19 protein-coding genes are annotated in these 20,909 nt (G+C 33.8%); 18 read left to right on the top strand and 1 reads right to left on the bottom strand.

Annotated features, from left to right (window positions below; genetic code table 11):
• Window positions 1-45 precede the first annotated feature (45 nt).
• The 13 genes from rimP to HMPREF9071_RS05090 all read left to right on the top strand — a co-directional run bounded on the left by rimP (window position 46) and on the right by HMPREF9071_RS05090 (window position 11,851).
• The gene (gene rimP, locus HMPREF9071_RS05150) at window positions 46-510 is read left to right on the top strand and encodes a ribosome assembly cofactor RimP (protein ID WP_009745527.1); all 465 of its coding nucleotides are present in this window, start codon (window positions 46-48) and stop codon (window positions 508-510) included.
• Between the two features lie 7 nt (window positions 511-517).
• Complete coding sequence (gene nusA, locus HMPREF9071_RS05145; RefSeq protein ID WP_009745526.1) at window positions 518-1,753, top strand: transcription termination factor NusA; 1,236 nt, start codon at window positions 518-520, stop codon at window positions 1,751-1,753.
• A 65-nt stretch (window positions 1,754-1,818) separates the two neighbouring features.
• Window positions 1,819-4,662, top strand: a complete 2,844-nt coding sequence (gene infB / locus HMPREF9071_RS05140; protein WP_009745525.1) for a translation initiation factor IF-2 — start codon at window positions 1,819-1,821, stop codon at window positions 4,660-4,662.
• A 4-nt stretch (window positions 4,663-4,666) separates the two neighbouring features.
• A complete protein-coding gene (gene pyrE / locus HMPREF9071_RS05135; RefSeq protein ID WP_009745524.1) occupies window positions 4,667-5,305 on the top strand; it encodes an orotate phosphoribosyltransferase in 639 nt (212 codons plus the stop codon).
• 1 nt (window position 5,306) lies between these two features.
• Entirely contained in the window at window positions 5,307-5,699 is a 393-nt protein-coding gene (locus HMPREF9071_RS05130) for a hypothetical protein (RefSeq protein WP_009745523.1), read from the top strand.
• Window positions 5,696-6,205 (top strand): DUF4199 domain-containing protein, encoded by a 510-nt coding sequence (locus HMPREF9071_RS05125; protein ID WP_009745522.1) that lies wholly within the window; start codon window positions 5,696-5,698, stop codon window positions 6,203-6,205. The genes HMPREF9071_RS05130 and HMPREF9071_RS05125 overlap by 4 nt, the downstream gene beginning before the upstream one ends.
• A gap of 14 nt (window positions 6,206-6,219) precedes the next feature.
• Entirely contained in the window at window positions 6,220-7,164 is a 945-nt protein-coding gene (locus tag HMPREF9071_RS05120) for a glycosyltransferase family 2 protein (protein WP_009745521.1), read from the top strand.
• A 12-nt stretch (window positions 7,165-7,176) separates the two neighbouring features.
• Window positions 7,177-7,599 carry a copper resistance protein NlpE gene (locus HMPREF9071_RS05115; RefSeq protein WP_009745520.1) on the top strand — a complete coding sequence of 141 codons (423 nt, stop codon included), beginning with the start codon at window positions 7,177-7,179 and terminating at the stop codon, window positions 7,597-7,599.
• A 12-nt stretch (window positions 7,600-7,611) separates the two neighbouring features.
• Window positions 7,612-8,259 (top strand): alpha/beta hydrolase, encoded by a 648-nt coding sequence (locus HMPREF9071_RS05110; protein WP_009745519.1) that lies wholly within the window; start codon window positions 7,612-7,614, stop codon window positions 8,257-8,259.
• A gap of 96 nt (window positions 8,260-8,355) precedes the next feature.
• Window positions 8,356-8,589 (top strand): cbb3-type cytochrome oxidase assembly protein, encoded by a 234-nt coding sequence (locus tag HMPREF9071_RS05105; RefSeq protein WP_009745518.1) that lies wholly within the window; start codon window positions 8,356-8,358, stop codon window positions 8,587-8,589.
• 11 nt (window positions 8,590-8,600) lie between these two features.
• The gene (ccoN, locus tag HMPREF9071_RS05100) at window positions 8,601-10,796 is read left to right on the top strand and encodes a cytochrome-c oxidase, cbb3-type subunit I (protein WP_040358034.1); all 2,196 of its coding nucleotides are present in this window, start codon (window positions 8,601-8,603) and stop codon (window positions 10,794-10,796) included.
• Between the two features lie 9 nt (window positions 10,797-10,805).
• On the top strand, window positions 10,806-10,997 hold the full coding sequence (locus HMPREF9071_RS12500) for a coproporphyrinogen III oxidase (protein ID WP_009745516.1): 192 nt from the start codon (window positions 10,806-10,808) through the stop codon (window positions 10,995-10,997).
• Window positions 10,994-11,851 carry a cbb3-type cytochrome c oxidase N-terminal domain-containing protein gene (locus tag HMPREF9071_RS05090; RefSeq protein ID WP_009745515.1) on the top strand — a complete coding sequence of 286 codons (858 nt, stop codon included), beginning with the start codon at window positions 10,994-10,996 and terminating at the stop codon, window positions 11,849-11,851. The genes HMPREF9071_RS12500 and HMPREF9071_RS05090 overlap by 4 nt, the downstream gene beginning before the upstream one ends.
• Window positions 11,852-11,923: 72 nt before the next feature.
• On the opposite strand, the gene HMPREF9071_RS05085 is transcribed toward HMPREF9071_RS05090, so the two are convergent.
• Window positions 11,924-14,830 carry a glycoside hydrolase family 3 N-terminal domain-containing protein gene (locus tag HMPREF9071_RS05085; RefSeq protein ID WP_009745514.1) on the bottom strand — a complete coding sequence of 969 codons (2,907 nt, stop codon included), beginning with the start codon at window positions 14,828-14,830 and terminating at the stop codon, window positions 11,924-11,926.
• A gap of 217 nt (window positions 14,831-15,047) precedes the next feature.
• Here HMPREF9071_RS05085 and radA point away from each other — a divergent pair, with 217 nt between their 5' ends.
• From radA to HMPREF9071_RS05060, 5 genes are all read left to right on the top strand, one after another.
• The gene (radA, locus tag HMPREF9071_RS05080) at window positions 15,048-16,421 is read left to right on the top strand and encodes a DNA repair protein RadA (RefSeq protein WP_009745513.1); all 1,374 of its coding nucleotides are present in this window, start codon (window positions 15,048-15,050) and stop codon (window positions 16,419-16,421) included.
• Between the two features lie 97 nt (window positions 16,422-16,518).
• Entirely contained in the window at window positions 16,519-17,523 is a 1,005-nt protein-coding gene (locus HMPREF9071_RS05075) for a hypothetical protein (protein ID WP_009745512.1), read from the top strand.
• A 12-nt stretch (window positions 17,524-17,535) separates the two neighbouring features.
• On the top strand, window positions 17,536-18,708 hold the full coding sequence (locus tag HMPREF9071_RS05070; RefSeq protein WP_009745511.1) for a hypothetical protein: 1,173 nt from the start codon (window positions 17,536-17,538) through the stop codon (window positions 18,706-18,708).
• Between the two features lie 14 nt (window positions 18,709-18,722).
• The gene (locus tag HMPREF9071_RS05065; RefSeq protein ID WP_009745510.1) at window positions 18,723-20,051 is read left to right on the top strand and encodes an ATPase; all 1,329 of its coding nucleotides are present in this window, start codon (window positions 18,723-18,725) and stop codon (window positions 20,049-20,051) included.
• Window positions 20,052-20,064: 13 nt separating this feature from the next.
• A complete protein-coding gene (locus tag HMPREF9071_RS05060; RefSeq protein WP_009745509.1) occupies window positions 20,065-20,904 on the top strand; it encodes a hypothetical protein in 840 nt (279 codons plus the stop codon).
• Window positions 20,905-20,909: the final 5 nt, after the last annotated feature.

Below are 20,909 nucleotides of genomic sequence, written 5' to 3'. Positions count from 1 at the left end.
ATTAAAGAGGTAGAGGGCAGTTAAGTCCTCTTTTTTTATAATAACATGAACTTAAAAGAACGAGTTAAATATTTGATAGATAAGGCGTTGAAAGAGAACCCTTCTTTATTTCTTATTGAATATTCAATAGGAAAAGGTAACCTTATCAAAGTAATCATTGATGGTGATAATGGTGTTAATATTGATGATTGTGTGATACTAAGTCGTGCCATTGAGCATAATTTAGACAGAGAAGAGGAGGATTTCTCTCTGGAAGTAAGTTCTTGTGGTATTTTTGCTCCTTTAACCCAAGAAAGACAATATATAAAAAATATAGGACGTGAAGTAGAAATAGAAACTACAGAAACAAAATATATAGGGGTTATCAAAGAAGTTCATGAAGGGAAAGTTTCCTTAGAAGTAACCTCTCGCCAACCTAAAGCTAATGGAAAAGGGAAAACAACTATTACTGAAACCATAGTGCTACCTATTAATAATATTAAAGAAACAAAATTAAAATTAAAATTTTAAATACTTTATGGAAAATAATCTAGACTTGATTGAATCCTTTTCAGAATTTAGAGACGATAAACTTATTGACAGAGAGGCACTCATGTCAATATTAGATGAAGTATTCAAAACTGCTTTAAAAAAGAAATATGGTTCCGATGAGAACTTTGATATCATCATCAATCCTGACAAGGGAGATATAGAAATATGGCGCAACCGTATTATTGTAGATGATGGGATGGTAGAGAATCCTAATGCTGAAATTCCTTTAAGTGAGGCTCTTAAAATTGAATCAGATTTCGAAGTAGGGGAAGAAGTTTCTGAAGAAGTAAAAATCAGTCAATTAGGTCGTCGTGCTATTTTAGCTTTACGACAAAATCTGATTTCAAAAGTACATGAATATGATAATAATACTATCTATAAAAAATTCAAGGAACTCATTGGAGGTATTTATACTGCCGAAATCCATCATATAAAAGGAAAAACTGTTATTCTTCTAGATGATGATGGAAATGAAATTCTTTTACCCAGAGATAGACAAATACCTTCTGACTTTTTTAAGAAAGGAGAAACAATTAAAGGAATCATTGAATCTGTAGATTTTAAAGGTAACAAACCTGCAATTATTCTCTCTCGTACTTCTCCTCTATTCTTAGAGCGCCTTTTCGAACAAGAGATACCAGAAATTGCAGATGGACTCATTACAATACAAAAAGTAGCTCGTATTCCCGGAGAAAAAGCTAAGATCGCAGTAGATTCCTATGATGACCGTATAGATCCTGTAGGAGCATGCGTGGGAGTGAATGGAGCACGTATTCGTAGTATTGTCAGAGAATTAGGCAATGAGAACATTGATGTTATAAATTTCTCTAACAATATTAGCTTATTTATTAGCAAAGCATTAGCTCCTGCGAAGATTACCTCTATTACTGTAAATGAAGAAACTAAGCGTGCAGAGGTACTCTTAGCTTCTGAGGAAGTTTCCAAAGCCATTGGTAAAGGAGGAAGCAATATTCGTTTGGCGAGCATGCTCACTGGTTATGAAATAGATGTATTCAGAGAAGGAGCAGAGGAAGATATAGAACTCTCTGAATTTGAAGATGAAATAGAACCATGGATAATTGAAGAATTTCGCCGCATAGGTCTTGATACTGCAAAAAGTGTATTAGAATATAGTGCCGAAGAGTTAGAAAAACGAGTAGACTTAGAATTAGAAACTATTCAAGATGTATTACGCATTCTTAAAGAAGAATTCGAAAACTAAGTATACAATAAAACTAAATATATATAACACCACAATCAGAAAATTAAAAAACGAGCTTAGAATTTATGGCTGAGGATAAAAGACTAAATAAAGCAGCAAAAGAATACAATATCTCTACAGATAGAGTTGTTGAGTTTCTTAAATCAAAAGGGCATACCATTGAATCTAAACCAAATACAAAAATTCCGGCAGAACTCATTATTTTGCTAGATAAAGAATTTGGTTCAGATAAGAGCCGTCGTATGGCTTCTCAAGAGATAAGTGAGGAACAACGTAAAGAAAAAGAAGCCATCCGCCAAGAGTTATTGGAAAAAGAAAAGCAAGAGAAACAAAAAGAGCAAGAAATTATTCGTGCTAAAGCATCTATTGCAGGAACTAAAATTATTGGAAAAATTGATTTGGAAGAACCTAAAAAAGTAGAATCTAAAAAAATAGAACCTACTAAGGAGGAAACTCCAGCTGCTGAAAAATCTACAGAAAACAATACTATTACTCAAACTGTAACTCAAGAGGATTTTCTACCTCAAGAAAAGGGAGAAGTAAAAAAGGAAAATAAGCACAAACATAAGGATAAAGAAGAAAAAAACACTCTTTCCAAACAAGAAAAAGACTTTAAGAATAAGAGTAGAGAACTTCTATCCGGAAAAACTGTGCCTCCTAAAGAAACTGCTAAAAAAGAAGAAAAAAAGATACAGCCCGAACCTGAAATAGGTATTATTGAAACCAAATATACTAAACTTACAGGGCCTAAACTCGTGGGTGAAAAAATTGACTTATCTCAATTTGAACGTCCTAAAAAGAAAAAGAACGGAAAAGAAAAAGATAAAAATACTTCTATCACAACTGAAGGAAAACAGAGTAAACGCAAACGTAAGCGTATTTCTTCTGAAAAAGAAAATGCAGTTACTCCTCCTATTCAGAAGAACAATCCTCATAATAAGGATAGAGATAAAAGCAATAAAAAACAGAAAAAAGATAATAAACCCTTTATAAAAGTAGAGCCTACAGAGGAAGAAGTACAAAAACAAGTAAGAGAAACTCTAGAAAAATTACAAGGAAAATCAATCAAATCTAAAGGGGCAAAGTATCGTAAAGAAAAACGTGACACTCACCGACATAAAAATGAGGAGGAAATAGCACTACAAGAAAAGGAAAGTACTATCTTACGTGTAACAGAATTTGTTACCGTGAATGAACTCTCTACAATGATGGATGTTCCTGTAAATAAGGTTATTGGAGCATGTATGTCATTGGGAATCTTTGTAACTATGAACCAGCGTTTGGATGCTGAAACCCTTTCTATTGTGGCAGATGAATTTGGATATCAAATAGAATTCTCTACTGCTGATATTGATGAAGCAATCCCTATAGAAGAAGATAATCCAGAGGATTTAGTACCTCGTGCTCCTATTGTTACTGTAATGGGACATGTTGACCATGGTAAAACTTCCTTACTTGATCACATTCGTAATGAAAATGTAATTGCTGGAGAAAGTGGAGGAATCACTCAGCATATTGGAGCCTATTCTGTAACTCTTAAACGAAGCAAACAACGTATTACATTCTTAGATACTCCAGGACACGAAGCTTTTACTGCAATGCGTGCTCGTGGAGCTCAGATCACAGATATTGCTATCATTGTAATTGCTGCTGATGATGACATCATGCCACAAACTAAGGAAGCTATTAGCCACGCTCAAGCGGCAGGAGTACCTATTATCTTTGCTATTAATAAAATAGATAAACCTACGGCTAATCCTGATAAAATAAAAGAACATTTAGCTAATATGAATCTTTTAGTAGAAGAATGGGGTGGTAAGATACAATCTCAAGATATTTCTGCTAAAAAGGGAATCGGTGTAAGTGACTTGCTCGATAAGGTTCTTTTAGAAGCTGAAATACTAGAACTAAAAGCAAACCCCAACAAACATGCTGTAGGAACCATAGTAGAAGCCGCTCTTGACAAAGGTCGTGGATATGTTTCTACCGTATTAGTACAAGAAGGAACACTTAGAATAGGGGATTATGTATTAGCAGGAACCCATTCTGGAAAAATTCGCGCTATGCAGGATGAGCGAGGGAGAAATGTAGAAGAGGCTATTCCTTCAACTCCTGTTACCATTTTAGGGCTTGATGGAGCTCCTCAAGCAGGAGATAAGTTCTACGTATTTGAAGATGAGAAAGAAGCAAAACAAATTGCTGCTAAGCGTACTCAACTTCTTCGTGAACAATCTGTACGTACACAACGTCATATCACCTTAGACGAAATTGGTCGTCGTATTGCTCTTGGCGACTTTAAAGAACTTAACATCATCCTTAAAGGAGATGTAGATGGTTCCGTAGAAGCTCTTACAGATTCTTTCCAGAAACTTTCTACTGAAGAAATTCAAGTATCTATTATTCATAAGGGAGTGGGTGCTATTACTGAATCTGATGTATTATTAGCTTCTGCTTCTAATGCAATCATTATCGGCTTTAATGTTCGTCCAATGTCCAATGCACGGGCTTTAGCAGAAAAAGAAGAGATAGATATTCGCACATACTCTATCATCTATGATGCTATCAATGACCTAAAAGCTGCTATGGAAGGAATGCTATCTCCTGAAATGAAAGAAGAAGTTACAGGTACTGTAGAGATACGAGAACTTTTTAAGATTTCAAAGGTAGGCACTATTGCGGGATGTATGGTTACCGATGGAAAAATATATCGTAATTCCAAAATACGCTTATTACGTGAGAATGTTGTTGTCTATACAGGTGAACTTTCTTCCCTTAAGCGTTTTAAGGATGATGTGAAGGAAGTAAGCAAAGGATATGACTGTGGATTACAGATAAAGAATTACAATGATATCAAAGAAGGAGATGTATTAGAAGCCTTCCAAGAAATAGCTGTTAAGAAAAAACTATAAATTTATGGAAATAAGTCCTTCAATAGCTAAAACTATAGCGGGTTTATTATTAGATATTCATGCTATTAAGCTCAGCCCTAAGAAGCCTTTTATATGGGCTTCAGGGTGGAAATCTCCTATCTATTGTGATAATCGTATGTTGCTCTCTTATCCAGAAGCACGAGATAAAGTTGCTATTATTATAAGTGCCTTTATTAAAGAGAAATATCCTGAAGTACAACTTATAGCAGGAGTAGCTACAGGAGCTATTGGCATAGGAATGCTCGTAGCTGATAGGCTTGATCTTCCTTTTGTATATGTTCGTCCTGAACCTAAAAAACATGGTAGACAAAATCAAATAGAAGGAAATTTCACTCAAGGAGAAAAAACAGTAGTAATAGAGGATCTTATCAGCACTGGAATGAGTAGTTTAGGAGCTGTAAAAGCCTTACGTGAAAGTCAATTAAATGTACTAGGTATGGTTGCTATCTTTTCATACCTATTCAAAATTGCTAAACAAAATTTCACCAAAGAAAATATTCCTCTAGACACTCTTAGTCAATATGATGCTTTATTAGAAGAGGTTAAAGATAGAAACTATATCTCTGTTCAAGAAATAGATATTTTAACTAAATGGCGCTTAGCTCCTGATAAATGGGATTAATATGAAAATAACTTCTCCTCCTGTACAAGTTCTTGAAAGAGACACTCTTCTATTTAAAAAGTTAGAAAATGTATCTAACTTTGAGTATCTAATGCCTAATAATTTAGCTCATTTTTCTATTAGAGGTACTCATTCCTTTTCCTTTGCATTAAAAGGAATGCCTGAAATTTTTTTAGAGAAAAAAAAATCAATCCCTTCTATAGAACTTATTTATGGAGCTCCTGAAGATAAATTACCTTTTATTCTATCCATACAACTAAATAGAATAAATGAAGTAGTAACACAAATCATCTATACCTTTGAAGGAAATTTCAATCCTGTGATATCTATGATGGTGAAAGCTCCTATTACTAAGCTCCTAGAAACAATGGCTGAAAAAACAAAATCCTTATGAAAAGTTCCAAACAATTAATGCTTATCTATGGCTTTCTTTCAGGGATTATCAGTATAGGACTTGTCTTATTACAATATTTTACCAATTCTTATAATAGTTCCTCTTTAATAAAATTGTTTTTTGGAATTTTCCCTGTATTTATGCTTTCTTTATTTATTTTTTTAGGAATTTACCAAAGTAAAGAAAGAAGTTTTCGCCAAATGCTCAAGATAGGTTTAGGTATTTCTCTGTTATTCTCTATAATTACAAGTATTTTTTGGGTTATTTTTATCAAGTATATCCATCCTGATCTTTTAAATACTCTCAATACTATTCAGTTAGAAGTGTTCATCACAGAAAATCCCAATGCTACTCCTGAAGAAATTACCCAGTTAAAAGAAAGTATGGAAAAGGGGAAATCACTATGGGCGCAATTCAATTTTTCAGTAGTAAGTAATATGCTTTTTGGGTTTATCATTTCCTTATTAGGAAGTTCCTTTTCAAAAATTGTTCAAAGACAAAGATAACTAAAACTCAAATCATGCAAATATCGGTAGTTATTCCCCTATTCAATGAAGAAGAATCTTTACCTGAACTTTATCAATGGATTACGCAGGTAATGAATCAAAGAAGTTTTTCTTATGAAATACTCTTTGTAGATGATGGATCTAAAGACCTTTCTTGGAAGAAAATACAAGAAATTAGCGCAAAGGATTCTCATATCAAGGCTATTCGTTTTCTAAAGAATTATGGTAAGTCTCAAGCTCTCAATGCTGGATTCGCCAAAATACAAGGGGATGTAGTCATTACTATGGATGCTGACTTACAGGATAGTCCCGAAGAAATACCTGAACTTTATCAAATGATTACTCAAGAAGGATATGACCTTGTTTCTGGATGGAAGAAAAAACGCTATGATCATATACTTACGAAGAATCTCCCTTCCAAACTTTTTAACTGGGCAGCACGAAAAGTATCTGGACTTACCTTACATGATTTCAACTGTGGACTCAAGGCTTACCGAAAGGAAGTCGTCAAAAATATTGATGTAAGAGGAGAAATGCATCGTTATATTCCTGTATTAGCAAAATCTGCTGGCTACGAGAAAATTACAGAGAAAGTAGTGCAACATCAAGCACGAAAATATGGAAAGACAAAATTTGGCGTAGAACGCTTTATCAATGGTTTTCTGGATTTGCTTACTATTGGTTTTCTTTCTAAATTTGGCAAACGTCCTATGCATTTATTTGGAGCTTTAGGGGTTCTGATGTTCTTTATAGGCTTCTGTTTTGCTTTCTATTTAGGAATAGATAAACTCTTTATCAATCCATATAACCGATTAATTACGAACCGCCCAGAATTTTTTATTGCTCTTTCTACCATGATCATAGGTACTCAATTTTTTCTCACAGGCTTCTTAGCTGAACTTATTCTAAGAAGTCGAGACCCAGAACCTAGATACCATATTAAAGAATCTATCAATTAAAAATTTAATTATATGCACCGTCTTTGTATTATTTTCTTAATTCTAATAGCTTGTAATGGATCCTCTCCGAAAGAAAATACATTAGCTACAGAAACACAACAAAGTACCTCCGAAAAAGCACCTGCTACCGAAGGAATACGTTATCAAGGGATTCTCCCCAGTACCAATGGTAAAGGAGTAGACACTACCATCATTTTAAAAGAGAATAATAATTATACAATAACAGAGACCTTCTTAGAAGATGGACGTACCCATACAGAGAAGGGTATTTTTGAGTGGAATGAAAATGATAAAACAATTGCCCTTATAGGGGAGAATAATAAAAAAACTTTCTATAAAGTAGATGCACAGGTACTTATATTCCTCAATGACAATAACCCTAACAAAAAAATGACAGCAGAAGAAGAAGAGCGCTACTCTCTACACCAAAAATAACTCCTTATAAGTATGGCAATTCCTATCTATTGTATGCCTGGTATGGCCGCTAGTTCTCGCATATTTGAGCACTTGAACGTGCCTAAAGAATATGAAATGCATTTTCTGGAATGGGTCGAACCTAATCCAAAAGAATCTCTCAAACAATATGCTAAACGTATAGCCCAACAAATTACTCTTCCCTCACCCATTTTGATAGGAGTTTCCTTAGGAGGAATACTTATGCAGGAGATAGCCTTACTTATCCCTAACTATCGTAATATTATTCTTATTTCCAGTATAAAGTCTGAGAAAGAACTCCCCCATTGGATGCAATGGTGTAAAAGATTGAAACTTCATCACCTCCTACCCTTAAGAAGATTAGCTTCTATACAGTTTTGGAAAAACACAAAACGATATAAAAAACTGTATGTTAAATATATAGGATTACATACCGCTAATTACTTAGCATGGTCAGTACAAGAGTTATTGGATTGGAAAGCACCTAACTCTCTTAAGAAAATTATTCATATACATGGGGACAGAGACCCCATTTTCCCTATTAAAAACATTAAAGAATGTATAGTACTTCCTAAAGGTACACATATTATGATCATCAATCGTTTCCGTTGGCTTAATGAACAATTACCTAAGATACTAATGACTAACGATTTGCAATAAACAAATTAATTATACTTAATAGCATTAATAATTTTTAGAAAAAATATTTTTTAGATATAGTAAAAAATATTATTTTTGCACCAAATTTGTAAGTAGATGAGCGTTATCTATATGTTGATTTCTATTAGCACAATAGTAGTGGGCTTATTCTTATATCTATACATACGTGCCATACACAAAGGCCAGTATGATGATGTGGAAAGTCCTGCCATACGAATGCTTTTTGAAGATGAATTAATAGAAAACTCCTCTTCCACTAAATCAAACCAAGAAAATTCTTCTCACCACAAAAATAAAAATGAAAAGCAAAAACAACTTAAAACTTGCTAAAATCATTTTTTATGGAAATGGAACAATTTTACTACGACAACAAAATTGTTAAAAACTTCATCTATGCAACTCTTTTTTGGGGAGTTGTAGGAATGGGAGTGGGCTTAGTCCTTGCATATCTATTCCTATTTCCTACAATGACTGAAGGTATCTCGTGGTTAAGTTTTGGGCGTCTGCGCCCATTACATACCAATGCAGTAATTTTTGCTTTTGTAGGAAATGCGATCTTCGCAGGAAGCTACTACTCAATACAACGTCTGCTTAAAGCTCGTATGTATAGTAACTTTCTGAGCAAACTAAACTTCTGGGGATGGCAACTTATTATTTTAGGCGCTGCTATTACTTTTCCAATGGGAATAAGTACTTCCAAAGAATATGCAGAGCTTGAATGGCCTTTTGATATCGCTATTGCCATTGTATGGGTAGCATGGGGTGCTAATATGATAGGTACTCTTATCAAAAGAAGACAACGTCATATTTATGTAGCAATTTGGTTTTACTTAGCTACTTTCGTTGCTGTAGCCTTATTACATATCTTCAACAGTTTAGAGTTTCCTATATCCATCACTTCTATGAAAAGTTACTCCGTATATGCTGGAGTGCAGGATGCCCTTGTACAGTGGTGGTATGGACATAACGCAGTAGCTTTCTTTCTTACCACACCTTTTCTTGGATTAATGTACTACTTTGTACCCAAAGCTGCCGAACGCCCGGTGTACTCTTATCGGCTTTCTATCATACACTTTTGGAGTTTAATATTTATCTACATGTGGGCAGGACCTCATCACCTGCTCTATACCGCACTCCCTGAATGGGCACAGAATCTTGGTGTTGTCTTCTCTGTAATGCTTATAGCTCCTTCATGGGGAGGTATGATTAATGGACTACTTACCCTTCGTGGTGCATGGGATAAAGTGCGTACCGAGCCCGTATTAAAGTTTATGGTGGTGGCTATCACTGGTTATGGAATGGCTACCTTCGAAGGACCTACCTTGGCTCTCAAAAATGTAAATGCTATAGCTCATTTTACTGACTGGATTATTGCTCATGTACACGTGGGAGCACTAGCTTGGAATGGATTTCTTACTTTTGGTATGATTTACTACCTCGTTCCTAAGATGTGGAAAACCAATCTGTACTCCGTACGCCTTGCAAACATACACTTCTGGATAGGTACTTTAGGAATTGTTTTCTATACTATTCCCCTTTATATTGCAGGATTTACTCAAGCCTCTATGTGGAAACAATTTACTCCTGACGGTAATTTAGTATATGGTAACTTTCTCAATACTGTGAATGCCATTATGCCTATGTATATTATGCGAGCCATCGGGGGGACTCTTTATATTGTAGGAGCTATCCTCGCTGTAATTAATGTAATACAGACTATCAGATATGGGAAGAGAGTTACAGATGAGCTTGCTCAGGCACCAGCCTTGACTCCTATTAGTAAAAGGAGGGTCGCTGGAGAAACCATCCATCATTGGCTTGAAAGGAAACCCGTACAAATGACTATTTGGGCAACTATTGCAGTAGCTATAGGAGGAGCTGTACAGATTATTCCTACCCTATTAGTAAAAGAAAATATACCTACTATTGCTGAAGTAAAACCTTATACCCCTTTAGAATTGGAAGGAAGAGACCTATATATTCGTGAAGGGTGTGTAGGATGCCATACTCAGATGGTACGCCCATTCCGTAGTGAAGTAGAACGTTATGGAGAATATTCAAAAGCAGGAGAATTTGTATATGATCATCCATTCCTATGGGGAAGCAAGCGTACAGGTCCGGACTTACATCGCTTAGGAGGAAAATATAATGATAATTGGCACTTCAATCACATGCTCGATCCTAGAGAAACTTCTCCCGGAAGTATTATGCCTGCCTATCCTTGGCTTATCCAAAATGAGCTAAATACTGATAGAATTATTCAAAAAATGCGTACCTTAGCAAAACTTGGTGTTCCTTATAATGAAGCAGACTTCCAGTATGCTCAAAAGAATATAGAAGTGCAAGCACGTGCTATTGCCAATAGTCTAAATAATGATCCCAAATTCGTAGCAAGCTATGAAAAATCAAAGAAAAATGCTGAAATTCGTGGTGAAAAATTTCTTCCTATAGAAAAGCGTGAGATTGTTGCCATGATTGCCTACCTACAACGATTAGGTGTAGATATTAAAACAAAGAAAGAAACAACCCAAAAATAATAATTTGTTATGATGAAGTTCATAAAACACCACATGGAAACAATTAGTGGAGTATCTATCTACCCCATCATTTCATTAATTATTTGCTTTACTTTTTTTGTACTTCTTTTTTGGTGGGTCCTTTCCTATAAGAAAAAAGATTTGAATGAGATCAGTAACCTTCCTTTAAACGACGACGAACAAAACAACAACTTTTTATGAGAAATTTATTAGCTTTAATACGTATTCTTATCATTGTAGGGCTTGCTGCCTTATCACTTGAATACATATATGGGACAGAAGAAGCTTCAGCTATTGTTTCTATCCCTGCTATCGATATATTTTTAGGTTTTCTTACCTTAATCCTCATTGCTATTGAGATGGTCAATTATCGAGTAGAGGATATTATAGACCACCTGCTTACCGATGAGCAAAAACGACAAAGAGAGCTCCAACAACAAAATAGCTGGTTAGGGCGCCTTTATCAAAAAATGTTAGATCAGAAACCTCTTGAGAAAGAATCTGAAATTATCCTTGACCATAATTATGATGGTATTCAAGAACTTGATAATAATCTTCCCCCTTGGTGGACTTACCTTTTCTATGCTTGTATAATCTTTGCTATAGTCTACTTACTTAGATATGAAGTGTTTGGAGGAGACAGCCAGATTACAGAATATAACAAAGAAATGAATGAAGCTAAGGTTACCATCGAAGCATTTAAGAAAGCAAATCCCAACTTAATAGATGCAGATAATGTTACTCAACTGACTGATGATGCAGATATCCAAGAAGGGAAAAATATTTTCCAAGCTAACTGTATGATGTGCCATGCCCCAGATGGAGGTGGAGGTATAGGACCTAATCTTACAGATGATCATTGGATATTAGGAGGTGGCATTAAGAATGTTTTTCATACCATTTCAGAAGGAGGACGTGAAGGGAAAGGAATGGTAGCGTGGAAAGCTACTCTATCAGCTAAAGAACGCCAACAGGTAGCCAGTTATGTACTCTCCTTACAAGGGACTACTCCTGCAAGCCCCAAAGCACCTGAGGGAGATGTTTGGAAAGAATAAACTGAGATTGTTGAATAGTTTCTCTCATATTTTTAATAGAAGAGATGATAATTTTTAGAATATCATCTCTTTTTAATTTATAATAGCCTCTTGTATTACTTGCTGTATTTTAGCACGAATATTTTCAGTAATAAGTTTTTTATTATCTGAAGTAGGAAATGTACGATTAGAAAGAAAAACATATATTGTTTGTGTTCGAGGATCTGCCCAAGCAAAGGTTCCTGTAAAGCCAGTATGACCAAAACTCTCAGGGGATACACAGCCACAGGTATACCCTATCTGTCCATCTAATTGAGGTTTATCAAATCCTAATGCCCGACGATTTCGATCTGAAATAAAGTAAGTCTTATTAAAGGCATCAAAAGCATTAGCTGAAAAATAACGAATCCCTCCATAATATCCTTTCTGCAAATAGAGTTGCATCATCTTAGCAACATCATTAGCTGTCCCAAAAAGACCTGCATGTCCTGCAACTCCACCGAGCATAGCTGCTCCTTGATCATGTACATATCCTCGTATGAGTTGTTGTCGAAAATTTTTATCCTCTTCAGTAGGAGCTATTTGTGATTTCAAAAAATGTTGTAATGGTAAATAAGTAAGTTGATAAGCTCCCATACTTCCGTAGAAGTCCTTTTGGATAATCTCATTCAAAGGTTTCCCTTTTTGTAATTCTATATATCGCTGAAAAATATAATAGGCAAGATCACTATAAAGGTATTTTTTTTGTTTAATCAAATCACTTTGTGCTATAGAAGCTAAAATAGTGTCGCGATAATGTTCTTTAATAAAAAGATTATCAGCTACTTGAGTAGGATATTTACTACTCAATGTAGGGCTATATACCTCATTAGAAAGTACCTTTGTTTTGCTATCTATTGTAGCACGATAAAATGGTAACCAAGACTGTAATTGACCATAATGAGAAAGAGCCTCCTTTACCGTAATATTAGCCTTATTGGTTCCTGAAAGTATAGGTAAGAGTGTAGCTAAAGTAGTATCCAACTTAATTTTTTGTTTATCATACAATTCTATAAGTTCAGGAAGAGTTGAAAGAATTTTAGTAAGAGAAGCTAGATCATAAAGAGTATTATTAGTAACTTGATCAGAAGTAATGTCATAAGTACATCTTCCAAAACTTTTATTATAGACAACTACTCCTCTACGAGCCACTAATATTTGGGCAGAAGGGGTCATTTGTTTTTGTATTGCTTCTGTAATAATAGAATCAATCTTATAGAATTTGTTAGAATTCATTCCTGCATTCTCAGCCAAACCATATCCTAACCGTTTAAGGCTCCGAGTGGGTAGGCTTCTCCCAAAGAGAATATCCTTATGTATCGTTACAGGTAATACTCCTTCAAAGGGTAATGCTCCATAAATGAGCTGAGCTGCTTTCTGTTGTGCTATAGAGGCATTTTGATAAGCCATCACTATAGCTCCGATTTGTTTTACATTAGGAATATCTAAAAGAGCATAAGGCTTTACAAAAAAAGTAAGAATAACCTCCTTTTGAGAAGCTATTTTCTGTAATAGAGTGAGTTCTTGAGCATTAAGCTTATATTCAGCCCAAGGATTTGTATTGGAACGATGTACCCCAATAACAATACGATCGTAAGGAGCCATCTCTTTACTAAGAGCTCCCCAAGAGCTACTTTTCAGTTGTACTACATCTTGATAATAACGCAAATTTTTAAAAAACTCCCAACCACTATCGTCTCCAAACTTAATATAGGCAGTTCTTTTTGTAGCCAAATCTTTCAAAGGAAGAATATTTCTATTATTTTGTACCAAAGTAATTGCCTTTTCATAAATTTTCTCAGAGAGAAGTTCATCTTCTTTCATATTAAGATCCTTAGTAAGATTAGTAAGAGGAATAGGTTTATACTTATTAAGTCCTACCCAGTACTTAGCTTTAAGAATTTTTTTAACAGAGTATGCTAAACGATATTCATTAATTACTCCTGTATTATAAGCATTTTTAAGAGCTTCAATCCCTTTAAGAGGGTCTGAGGACATAAGGAGAACATCATTTCCAGCTAGAAAAGCTTGCAAATCCACCTGTGCAGTATCTGCATAATCGGCTACTCCTTTCATTCCTAAAGCATCAGAGAAAATAATTCCTTGAAAATTCATTTGTTGTTTGATGATCCCTGAAACTATTTTATAGGATATAGATGCCGGTTTTCCTTCATCTAAAGCAGGTACATTAAGATGCCCCACCATTAAGGAAGCTACTCCTGTGTGAATAAGTCGCTCAAAAGGATAAAATTCAGTAGTTTCTAATCGTTCTTTAGAAAAAGAAACTGTAGGAAGTGTTTTATGAGAATCCTTTTCTGTATCCCCATGTCCAGGAAAATGTTTAACGCAAGCCAATACTCCCATACTTTGCATGCCTTTAGTGAAAGCGATTCCTTTTTGGGCTACATTAAATTTACTCTCTCCAAAAGAACGATTTCCTATAATAGGATTCTTTGGATTGGTATTAATATCAATATCAGGAGCAAAGTCAATATGAACCCCTAATCGTTTGCAATGTTGGGCGATACGAATACCTGTCTGTTCTACCAAGCCGTTATCTTTAAGAGCTCCTAAAGTCATATTCCAAGGGAAGGCATAAACAGAATCTAAGCGCATTGCTAACCCCCACTCAGCATCCATAGCTATAAATAATGGAATTTTTGACTTCCTTTGAAATTCATTGGTAAGTTTAGCTTGAGCTACAGGAGTCCCTTTTGAAAAAATAATTCCACCTATATAATGTTTCTCTATCAGTTCCTTAATAGGTTTATTTTGTTTAGAAGATTGAGAACTAAAGGATTGCACCATGAATAGTTGTCCTATCTTTTGCTCTAAACTCATTGTTTTATAGATGCTATCTACCCAATGTGTTTGTGCTTGATCATCCTTAGTACGAAGTGGATCTATATTTTGAGAGATTGAAAAAAAAGGTATAAAAAATAATAAAGTAAATGATTTCATTTCGTCTCTTATTTAGAAAGCAAAAATAAAGAAAATAAATTCTCTTGTCAAGATTTTCTTTTCCTCACAAATTCTATTTATTAACGATAAAATTGTTAATTTTTTAGGATGAAATAATTCAGATATAAGATAATTAAATATTTTTTATGGTATTCATTTTTAACTTTTAACTATTCCTTTTTTTGCTTAAATTTGTCTTTTTTAAAAATACATCAGAATGGCAAAGACAAAAACTGCTTTTTTCTGCCAGAACTGTGGGGCACAATACAGCAAATGGCAAGGACAATGTTATGTTTGTAAGGAATGGAATACTATAGTAGAAGAAGTAATCCAAAAAGAAGAAAAACATGAGTGGAAAAAGAATGATAAAGATGATACCCTCCGCTCAAGGAAAACGAACAAATATATCCCCTTACATGAAATCACCACTGAAAAGGAAATGCGCTTGGATAGTGGTGACCAAGAACTGAACAACGTTCTTGGGGGCGGGATTGTACCTGGTTCAGTCGTACTCATAGGAGGCGAACCTGGGATAGGTAAGAGTACGCTGCTGCTACAAATCGCCATGCGTATGCCCTACAAAACCCTATATGTATCGGGCGAGGAAAGCCAAAAACAGATCAAGATGCGAGGGGAGCGTATCACCGATGCTCGTAACAATTGCTATATACTTACTGAAACCAAGACCCAAAACATCTTCCAACAGATAAAAGACCTTGACCCTGAAATCCTTATCATAGATTCCATACAGACACTCCACTCGGACTATATAGAAGCCTCAGCAGGAAGTATTTCTCAGATTCGGGAATGTACGGCGGAGCTCATCAAATATGCCAAGCTCACAGGAGTACCCGTGATTATTGTGGGACATATCACCAAGGATGGCACCATAGCAGGGCCTAAAATATTGGAACACATGGTAGATACAGTCTTACAATTCGAGGGCGACCGCAACCATGTATTCCGTATCCTCAGAGCACTGAAAAATCGCTTTGGCTCTACCTCCGAATTGGGCATCTATGAGATGCTCTCCACAGGTCTTAGGGAAGTGAGCAACCCCTCCGAAGTACTCCTTTCCAAGACTGATGAGAATAGCTCAGGCACAGCCATAGTGGCTACTATAGAAGGTATGCGTCCGCTCATGATTGAGATACAAGCCCTTGTGAGCAGCGCTGTATATGGCACCCCTCAACGCTCCACCACAGGTTTCAATGCCAAGCGCCTGAATATGCTTCTTGCAGTACTGGAAAAGCGTGCCGGTTTCCGCTTAGGCAGCAAGGACGTGTTCCTAAACATCACAGGAGGTATCTCGGTAGATGACCCTTCTACGGACTTGGGTGTGGCTATGGCGATACTCTCCTCCAACGAAGATGTGGCAATCCCAAAGACCTTTTGCTTTGCCGCCGAAGTAGGCTTAGGGGGAGAAATACGACCCGTACAGCGAGTAGAACAACGTATTTCAGAGGCAGAAAAGCTCGGTTTTGATACCATTTTTATCTCCAAATACTGTAAGCTCACCGCTGGTAAAAGCAATATCAATGTCATCACTTATGCCAAAGTAGAAGAGGTCATTGCTCACCTATTTGGCTAACCAAAATATTCTGACAAGGTACTCATAACTAGAAATTCTATAAGAAATCACTACCAAAAATACTCCGTTCTGTAAAATAATTTTAATTTGTGATGCTATGAAAAACTATTTACTCCCCTTTTTATTCTTTTGCTCTATTGTTATATGGGGACAAAACGATCCTTTACCGAGAAAAATTAAAAAAACACATAGGACAATAGGCGATTTTTCTGGAAAAATAAAATCTATAAACTATATTAGCTGTAGTGTTATAGATAATAGAAATACCATAAGAACATTTCGTGAAGTTTATGACAATGAATATCTTTATTTATTTGATGAAAAAGGCAATATAACTCAAACTTATAAATATGATAATTCAAACAAACTCATAGAAGAGAAAAAATTTCTATACTCTTATAATGAAAAGAACTTACTTACAAAAGAATTATATTATAAAAACAATGATCTGATAAGCAGCTATACTTACAAATATGACGAGCACACCAATAAAATAGAAGAAACCTATGAAGATACTCAAAAAAACTACAAATATCTAAGAAAATATAAATATGATGACAAAAACCGTCTCATTTTTGTAAAAGAAAAAAATACTGATAGTGAAGATACACTCAATATTTTCAAAAGAACTTACAAAGATGACTTACTAATAAAAGAATGTTACGCAGAAAAAAGCTATTCATATACCTATACTTATTTCTATGAAAATAAAAAATTAAAAACTAAAAAGGAAGAAAATAGCAGTTTCGCAGGATGCTATACTACAGATGTAGAAAAAATATATAGATACAATGACAAAGAACTTCCTATATCTTGTGATATCTATGTAGGTCATAAATTACAAAATAATATAGCATATGAATATGATGAGAAAGGAAGAGAAATAAAAAATGTCTATACTTTTCCTGATGATAGTCAATATAATTCTTATACTACATACCAATACGATAGAAAGGGAAATTTGATTGAAGAAAGTAATAGCCGTCTTTCTCAAAAAATAATTTATTTTTATGACGAGCATGATAATTGGGTCAAGCAAGAAGTATATTACAATAACAAACTATCCCATATCTACGAAAGAACTTTTACCTTTTACAAATAAAATTTTAATACTATGAAAAACTATTTAGTTCCCTTTTTATTTTTTTGTATCACCGTAGTTGCTCAAAATACAGCTAACAAAAACACTACTTCCTATAAAACAAATGAAAGATATGACCAGTTTTTTCCTAAACCTCTTCGTGGAAAGATAAAAACGATGCATACGGTCGGTTGCTGGATAGAATATCAGGGAGATACTCCTGTTGCTGTATATCATCTTTTCCATAAGAATAAAATTGATCCTTATACCTACACTTATCACTTTGATAAAAGAGGCAATGATATAGCTTTTTATACTTATGATGCGCTGGGAAATCTGATGGATTGGGAGATAAAAACTTTCAATAAAGCAGACAGTCTCACCTACCGAAAAATCTCTTATGTTATAGATAGTATTCGCCACTCTGCGGAAAGGTTCAATCTATATAATGATAAAAACTTACTTGTAGAGAGAAAAGACATAGACCGTTACGGTTCAAAAGTTTCTCTATATTTCTATAATGAAGCAGACAATATAATCAAAGAGGAAGACTATTATAAGGACAAATTATTCTATACTGCTCTCTATACTTATGATGCTAAGGGTAAACTCCTCGAAAAAAAAGAAAAAGAGAAAAATCCTAAAAAACATTCTACTACTATATACGAATATGATACCTTAGGAAATCTTATTTGTGTTACAGAAAAAGAAAAAGGAGAAAAGTCCTATATCCTTACCAATAGAATCTATGAAAATAATACACTTATCAAAGAATATGATGATCATTCCTACTTATTATATACTTATAAAGAAGGTAAACTTATAGAAACAGAAAGTTACTATACAGGAATTGGAATTGACTATATCATAGATAGAAAAGTTATTACCAAATATAACGAAAAAGGTAAAATAATTAAAAAATTAGAATATCAAGGAAATATTTTAGAGCAAGAAACAAACTATTTCTATGATGAAAACGGAAAAGAAATCAAAGGTATTTTATACAAGTATGAAAAAGAAAAATCCAGATGGGAAAATAAGTATTCTCCTGAAGGATACCTTATAGAAAAGGCTTGGAAAAAAGAAAAAGGGAATCCAAAATCACTTTACTATTATGATGCTATAGGAAATTGTATAAAAATAGAAGAATATTATAAAGGAAAATTAACTAATATCTATGAAAGAACATTTACCTACTACAAATAAAATATTTTAGTCTTATGAAACATTTTTTAATCCCCTTTCTATTCTTTTGTATCACCATAGTTGCTCAAAATACAGCTAACAAAATAGAAAAATACAGAATAGATCCCGAATTGACTTATCCTTTTGAGAAACCTCTTTTAGGAAAAGTGAAGAGAGTACATACAGCTCACTATTCTATAGCTGTAACTGTATTGAAAGATACTATCAAACGAGAACATTTTGATGAAAATTATACTTATGGCTTTGATGAAAGAGGAAATGAAATAGAATTTATTAAATACACTAAGGAAAGAAATATTAAGCATAAGGAAGTAAAAAAATATGATGAAAGAGATAGCTTACTCTATTCAAAAAAGAATGTGCTCACTACCAAAAATGGAACTCATATAGAAGAAAATTTTTATTCATATAATGACAAAGGACTTCTCACTGAAAAGAAATCTTATGAAGAAGATCCTAATACAGGCATCACTCATAAAAAAGAATTATACAAATATAATAATGATCAAAGAATTATAGAAAATTCTTATTACTCAAATGATTTCTTGAAGAGGAGAATTCTTTATTGGTATGATAATAAGGGAAATCTTTTAAGAGAACTTACCTATTTTGACAACGAACCAAGTATTGATACAGAATATGAGTATAATCATATTGGAAACCTTATAAAAAAGACTGAAAACTATGTAAATGAATATGTGGAATCCGTAGTAGAACTATACAAATATGATGCAAAAAACAGACTTATCCTAATTACACGAGGAGAAGGTATTTTAAAAGATATTCTTTTTAAAAATGTTTATAAAAACAACCTACTTATAGAAAGTTATGATGATAGAGATGATGAGGAGCTACATATTTTTTATTCCTACAAAAATAAAAAATTGATAAATAAAGTTATTTCTGAAAGTTTCTTTAATGGATGTTATTATGATTATATCAAAGAGAAGATTTTATATGATGAAAAAGGTCGTATAAAGAAATCATTTGATTACAAACAAAATAAAATAGAAAGAACCTACACCTATTATTACGATAATAAGGACAGAGTTATAAAAACAGAGCTATTATATATAGGAGACAAAAAGGAATATTGGATAGATAACTATGATACAGCAGGAAACCTGATAGAAACTATTTATAAAAATGATGATTATAGAGATAAAGATAGCTACACTTATGACAACAACAATAACTTGCTATCAAAAATAACTTACAAAGGAAATAAAGCAATAGAAAAAACATTTTATACTTATGATGAGTACCAAAATATTACAAAAATAGAAAAACAGTATAACGGAACGACCGATATTTACGAAAGAACATTTACCTATTATGAATAAAATATAAAACAGTATGAGAAATATAATTTTAGTTACTAAAATAAGTTTTTTTATTTTTATAGCTTTGTTATGGTCTTGTGAAAACAACAAAGAAATAAAAAATATAAAGAAAACGTATAATATACCCTCTATCATTGAATACGACTTTCCTGATACACTCAAAGGAAAGATAAAATCTATTCATATAATGAAATATGATATAGAAGAAATTAATGGTAAATATGTAAAAGTACCATACGAAAAAAGATATGATATAGCAGACTATAATAATACTACGATACAGTTTGACGAAAGAGGAAATGACATCTATTATTACGAATATGATTCTATAAGAAATATTACCCTTAAGATTGAAAAAACTTTCAATGAAAGAGATAGCTTACTTACAGAGAATCATTTTGATAATGAGTTAAAACCCAGAACGTATCGTATAGTGAATACTTATAATACTGATGGGTTTAAAACAGAAGAATTATTCTACGATCAAGATTCCTTATACGAGAGAAAAGTATATGAGTATAATAAAAACAAACTTACAAAAGCTGTTCTATATAGAAAAGGAAAAGAAATAGCTCACTATGCTTATGACAAAGAAATGGCTACCCCCTCTACAGGCAGTAAGCCTAAAAATGAAGCTACTACTGATCCATACGGAGAAAGTGATGAAATAAATCATCAAGAAATCTATGACTCACAAGGAAATCTCTCCCAATACAAGGCAATATACAAAGGCGGTTTAGAAGAAGAGAAGTACTTTTATTATGACATGAAAGGAAACTGTATCAGAAAAGAATATTTTGAAAATGGAAAGCCTACCTATGTTATAGAACGCAAGATTACTTATTACCAGTAAAAGAT

This window comes from Capnocytophaga sp. oral taxon 338 str. F0234, from assembly GCF_000192225.1.
Classification (GTDB): domain Bacteria; phylum Bacteroidota; class Bacteroidia; order Flavobacteriales; family Flavobacteriaceae; genus Capnocytophaga.
The sequence above is the reverse complement of the archived record's forward strand: the minus strand, read 5'-3'. Positions and strand labels throughout refer to the sequence as shown.

What these genes read in the sequence shown, in the direction of transcription:
- HMPREF9071_RS05120 (WP_009745521.1), top strand. Translation starts at nt 6,220, where the DNA reads ATGCAAATATCGGTAGTTATTCCCCTATTCAATGAAGAAGAATCTTTA.
- HMPREF9071_RS05065 (WP_009745510.1), top strand. Translation starts at nt 18,723, where the DNA reads ATGAAACATTTTTTAATCCCCTTTCTATTCTTTTGTATCACCATAGTT.
- HMPREF9071_RS05090 (WP_009745515.1), top strand. Translation starts at nt 10,994, where the DNA reads ATGAGAAATTTATTAGCTTTAATACGTATTCTTATCATTGTAGGGCTT.
- rimP (WP_009745527.1), top strand. Translation starts at nt 46, where the DNA reads ATGAACTTAAAAGAACGAGTTAAATATTTGATAGATAAGGCGTTGAAA.
- infB (WP_009745525.1), top strand. Translation starts at nt 1,819, where the DNA reads ATGGCTGAGGATAAAAGACTAAATAAAGCAGCAAAAGAATACAATATC.
- HMPREF9071_RS05105 (WP_009745518.1), top strand. Translation starts at nt 8,356, where the DNA reads ATGAGCGTTATCTATATGTTGATTTCTATTAGCACAATAGTAGTGGGC.
- radA (WP_009745513.1), top strand. Translation starts at nt 15,048, where the DNA reads ATGGCAAAGACAAAAACTGCTTTTTTCTGCCAGAACTGTGGGGCACAA.
- HMPREF9071_RS05070 (WP_009745511.1), top strand. Translation starts at nt 17,536, where the DNA reads ATGAAAAACTATTTAGTTCCCTTTTTATTTTTTTGTATCACCGTAGTT.
- pyrE (WP_009745524.1), top strand. Translation starts at nt 4,667, where the DNA reads ATGGAAATAAGTCCTTCAATAGCTAAAACTATAGCGGGTTTATTATTA.
- HMPREF9071_RS05130 (WP_009745523.1), top strand. Translation starts at nt 5,307, where the DNA reads ATGAAAATAACTTCTCCTCCTGTACAAGTTCTTGAAAGAGACACTCTT.
- HMPREF9071_RS12500 (WP_009745516.1), top strand. Translation starts at nt 10,806, where the DNA reads ATGATGAAGTTCATAAAACACCACATGGAAACAATTAGTGGAGTATCT.
- ccoN (WP_040358034.1), top strand. Translation starts at nt 8,601, where the DNA reads ATGGAAATGGAACAATTTTACTACGACAACAAAATTGTTAAAAACTTC.
- HMPREF9071_RS05110 (WP_009745519.1), top strand. Translation starts at nt 7,612, where the DNA reads ATGGCAATTCCTATCTATTGTATGCCTGGTATGGCCGCTAGTTCTCGC.
- HMPREF9071_RS05125 (WP_009745522.1), top strand. Translation starts at nt 5,696, where the DNA reads ATGAAAAGTTCCAAACAATTAATGCTTATCTATGGCTTTCTTTCAGGG.
- HMPREF9071_RS05115 (WP_009745520.1), top strand. Translation starts at nt 7,177, where the DNA reads ATGCACCGTCTTTGTATTATTTTCTTAATTCTAATAGCTTGTAATGGA.
- HMPREF9071_RS05085 (WP_009745514.1), bottom strand. Translation starts at nt 14,830, where the DNA reads ATGAAATCATTTACTTTATTATTTTTTATACCTTTTTTTTCAATCTCT.
- nusA (WP_009745526.1), top strand. Translation starts at nt 518, where the DNA reads ATGGAAAATAATCTAGACTTGATTGAATCCTTTTCAGAATTTAGAGAC.
- HMPREF9071_RS05075 (WP_009745512.1), top strand. Translation starts at nt 16,519, where the DNA reads ATGAAAAACTATTTACTCCCCTTTTTATTCTTTTGCTCTATTGTTATA.
- HMPREF9071_RS05060 (WP_009745509.1), top strand. Translation starts at nt 20,065, where the DNA reads ATGAGAAATATAATTTTAGTTACTAAAATAAGTTTTTTTATTTTTATA.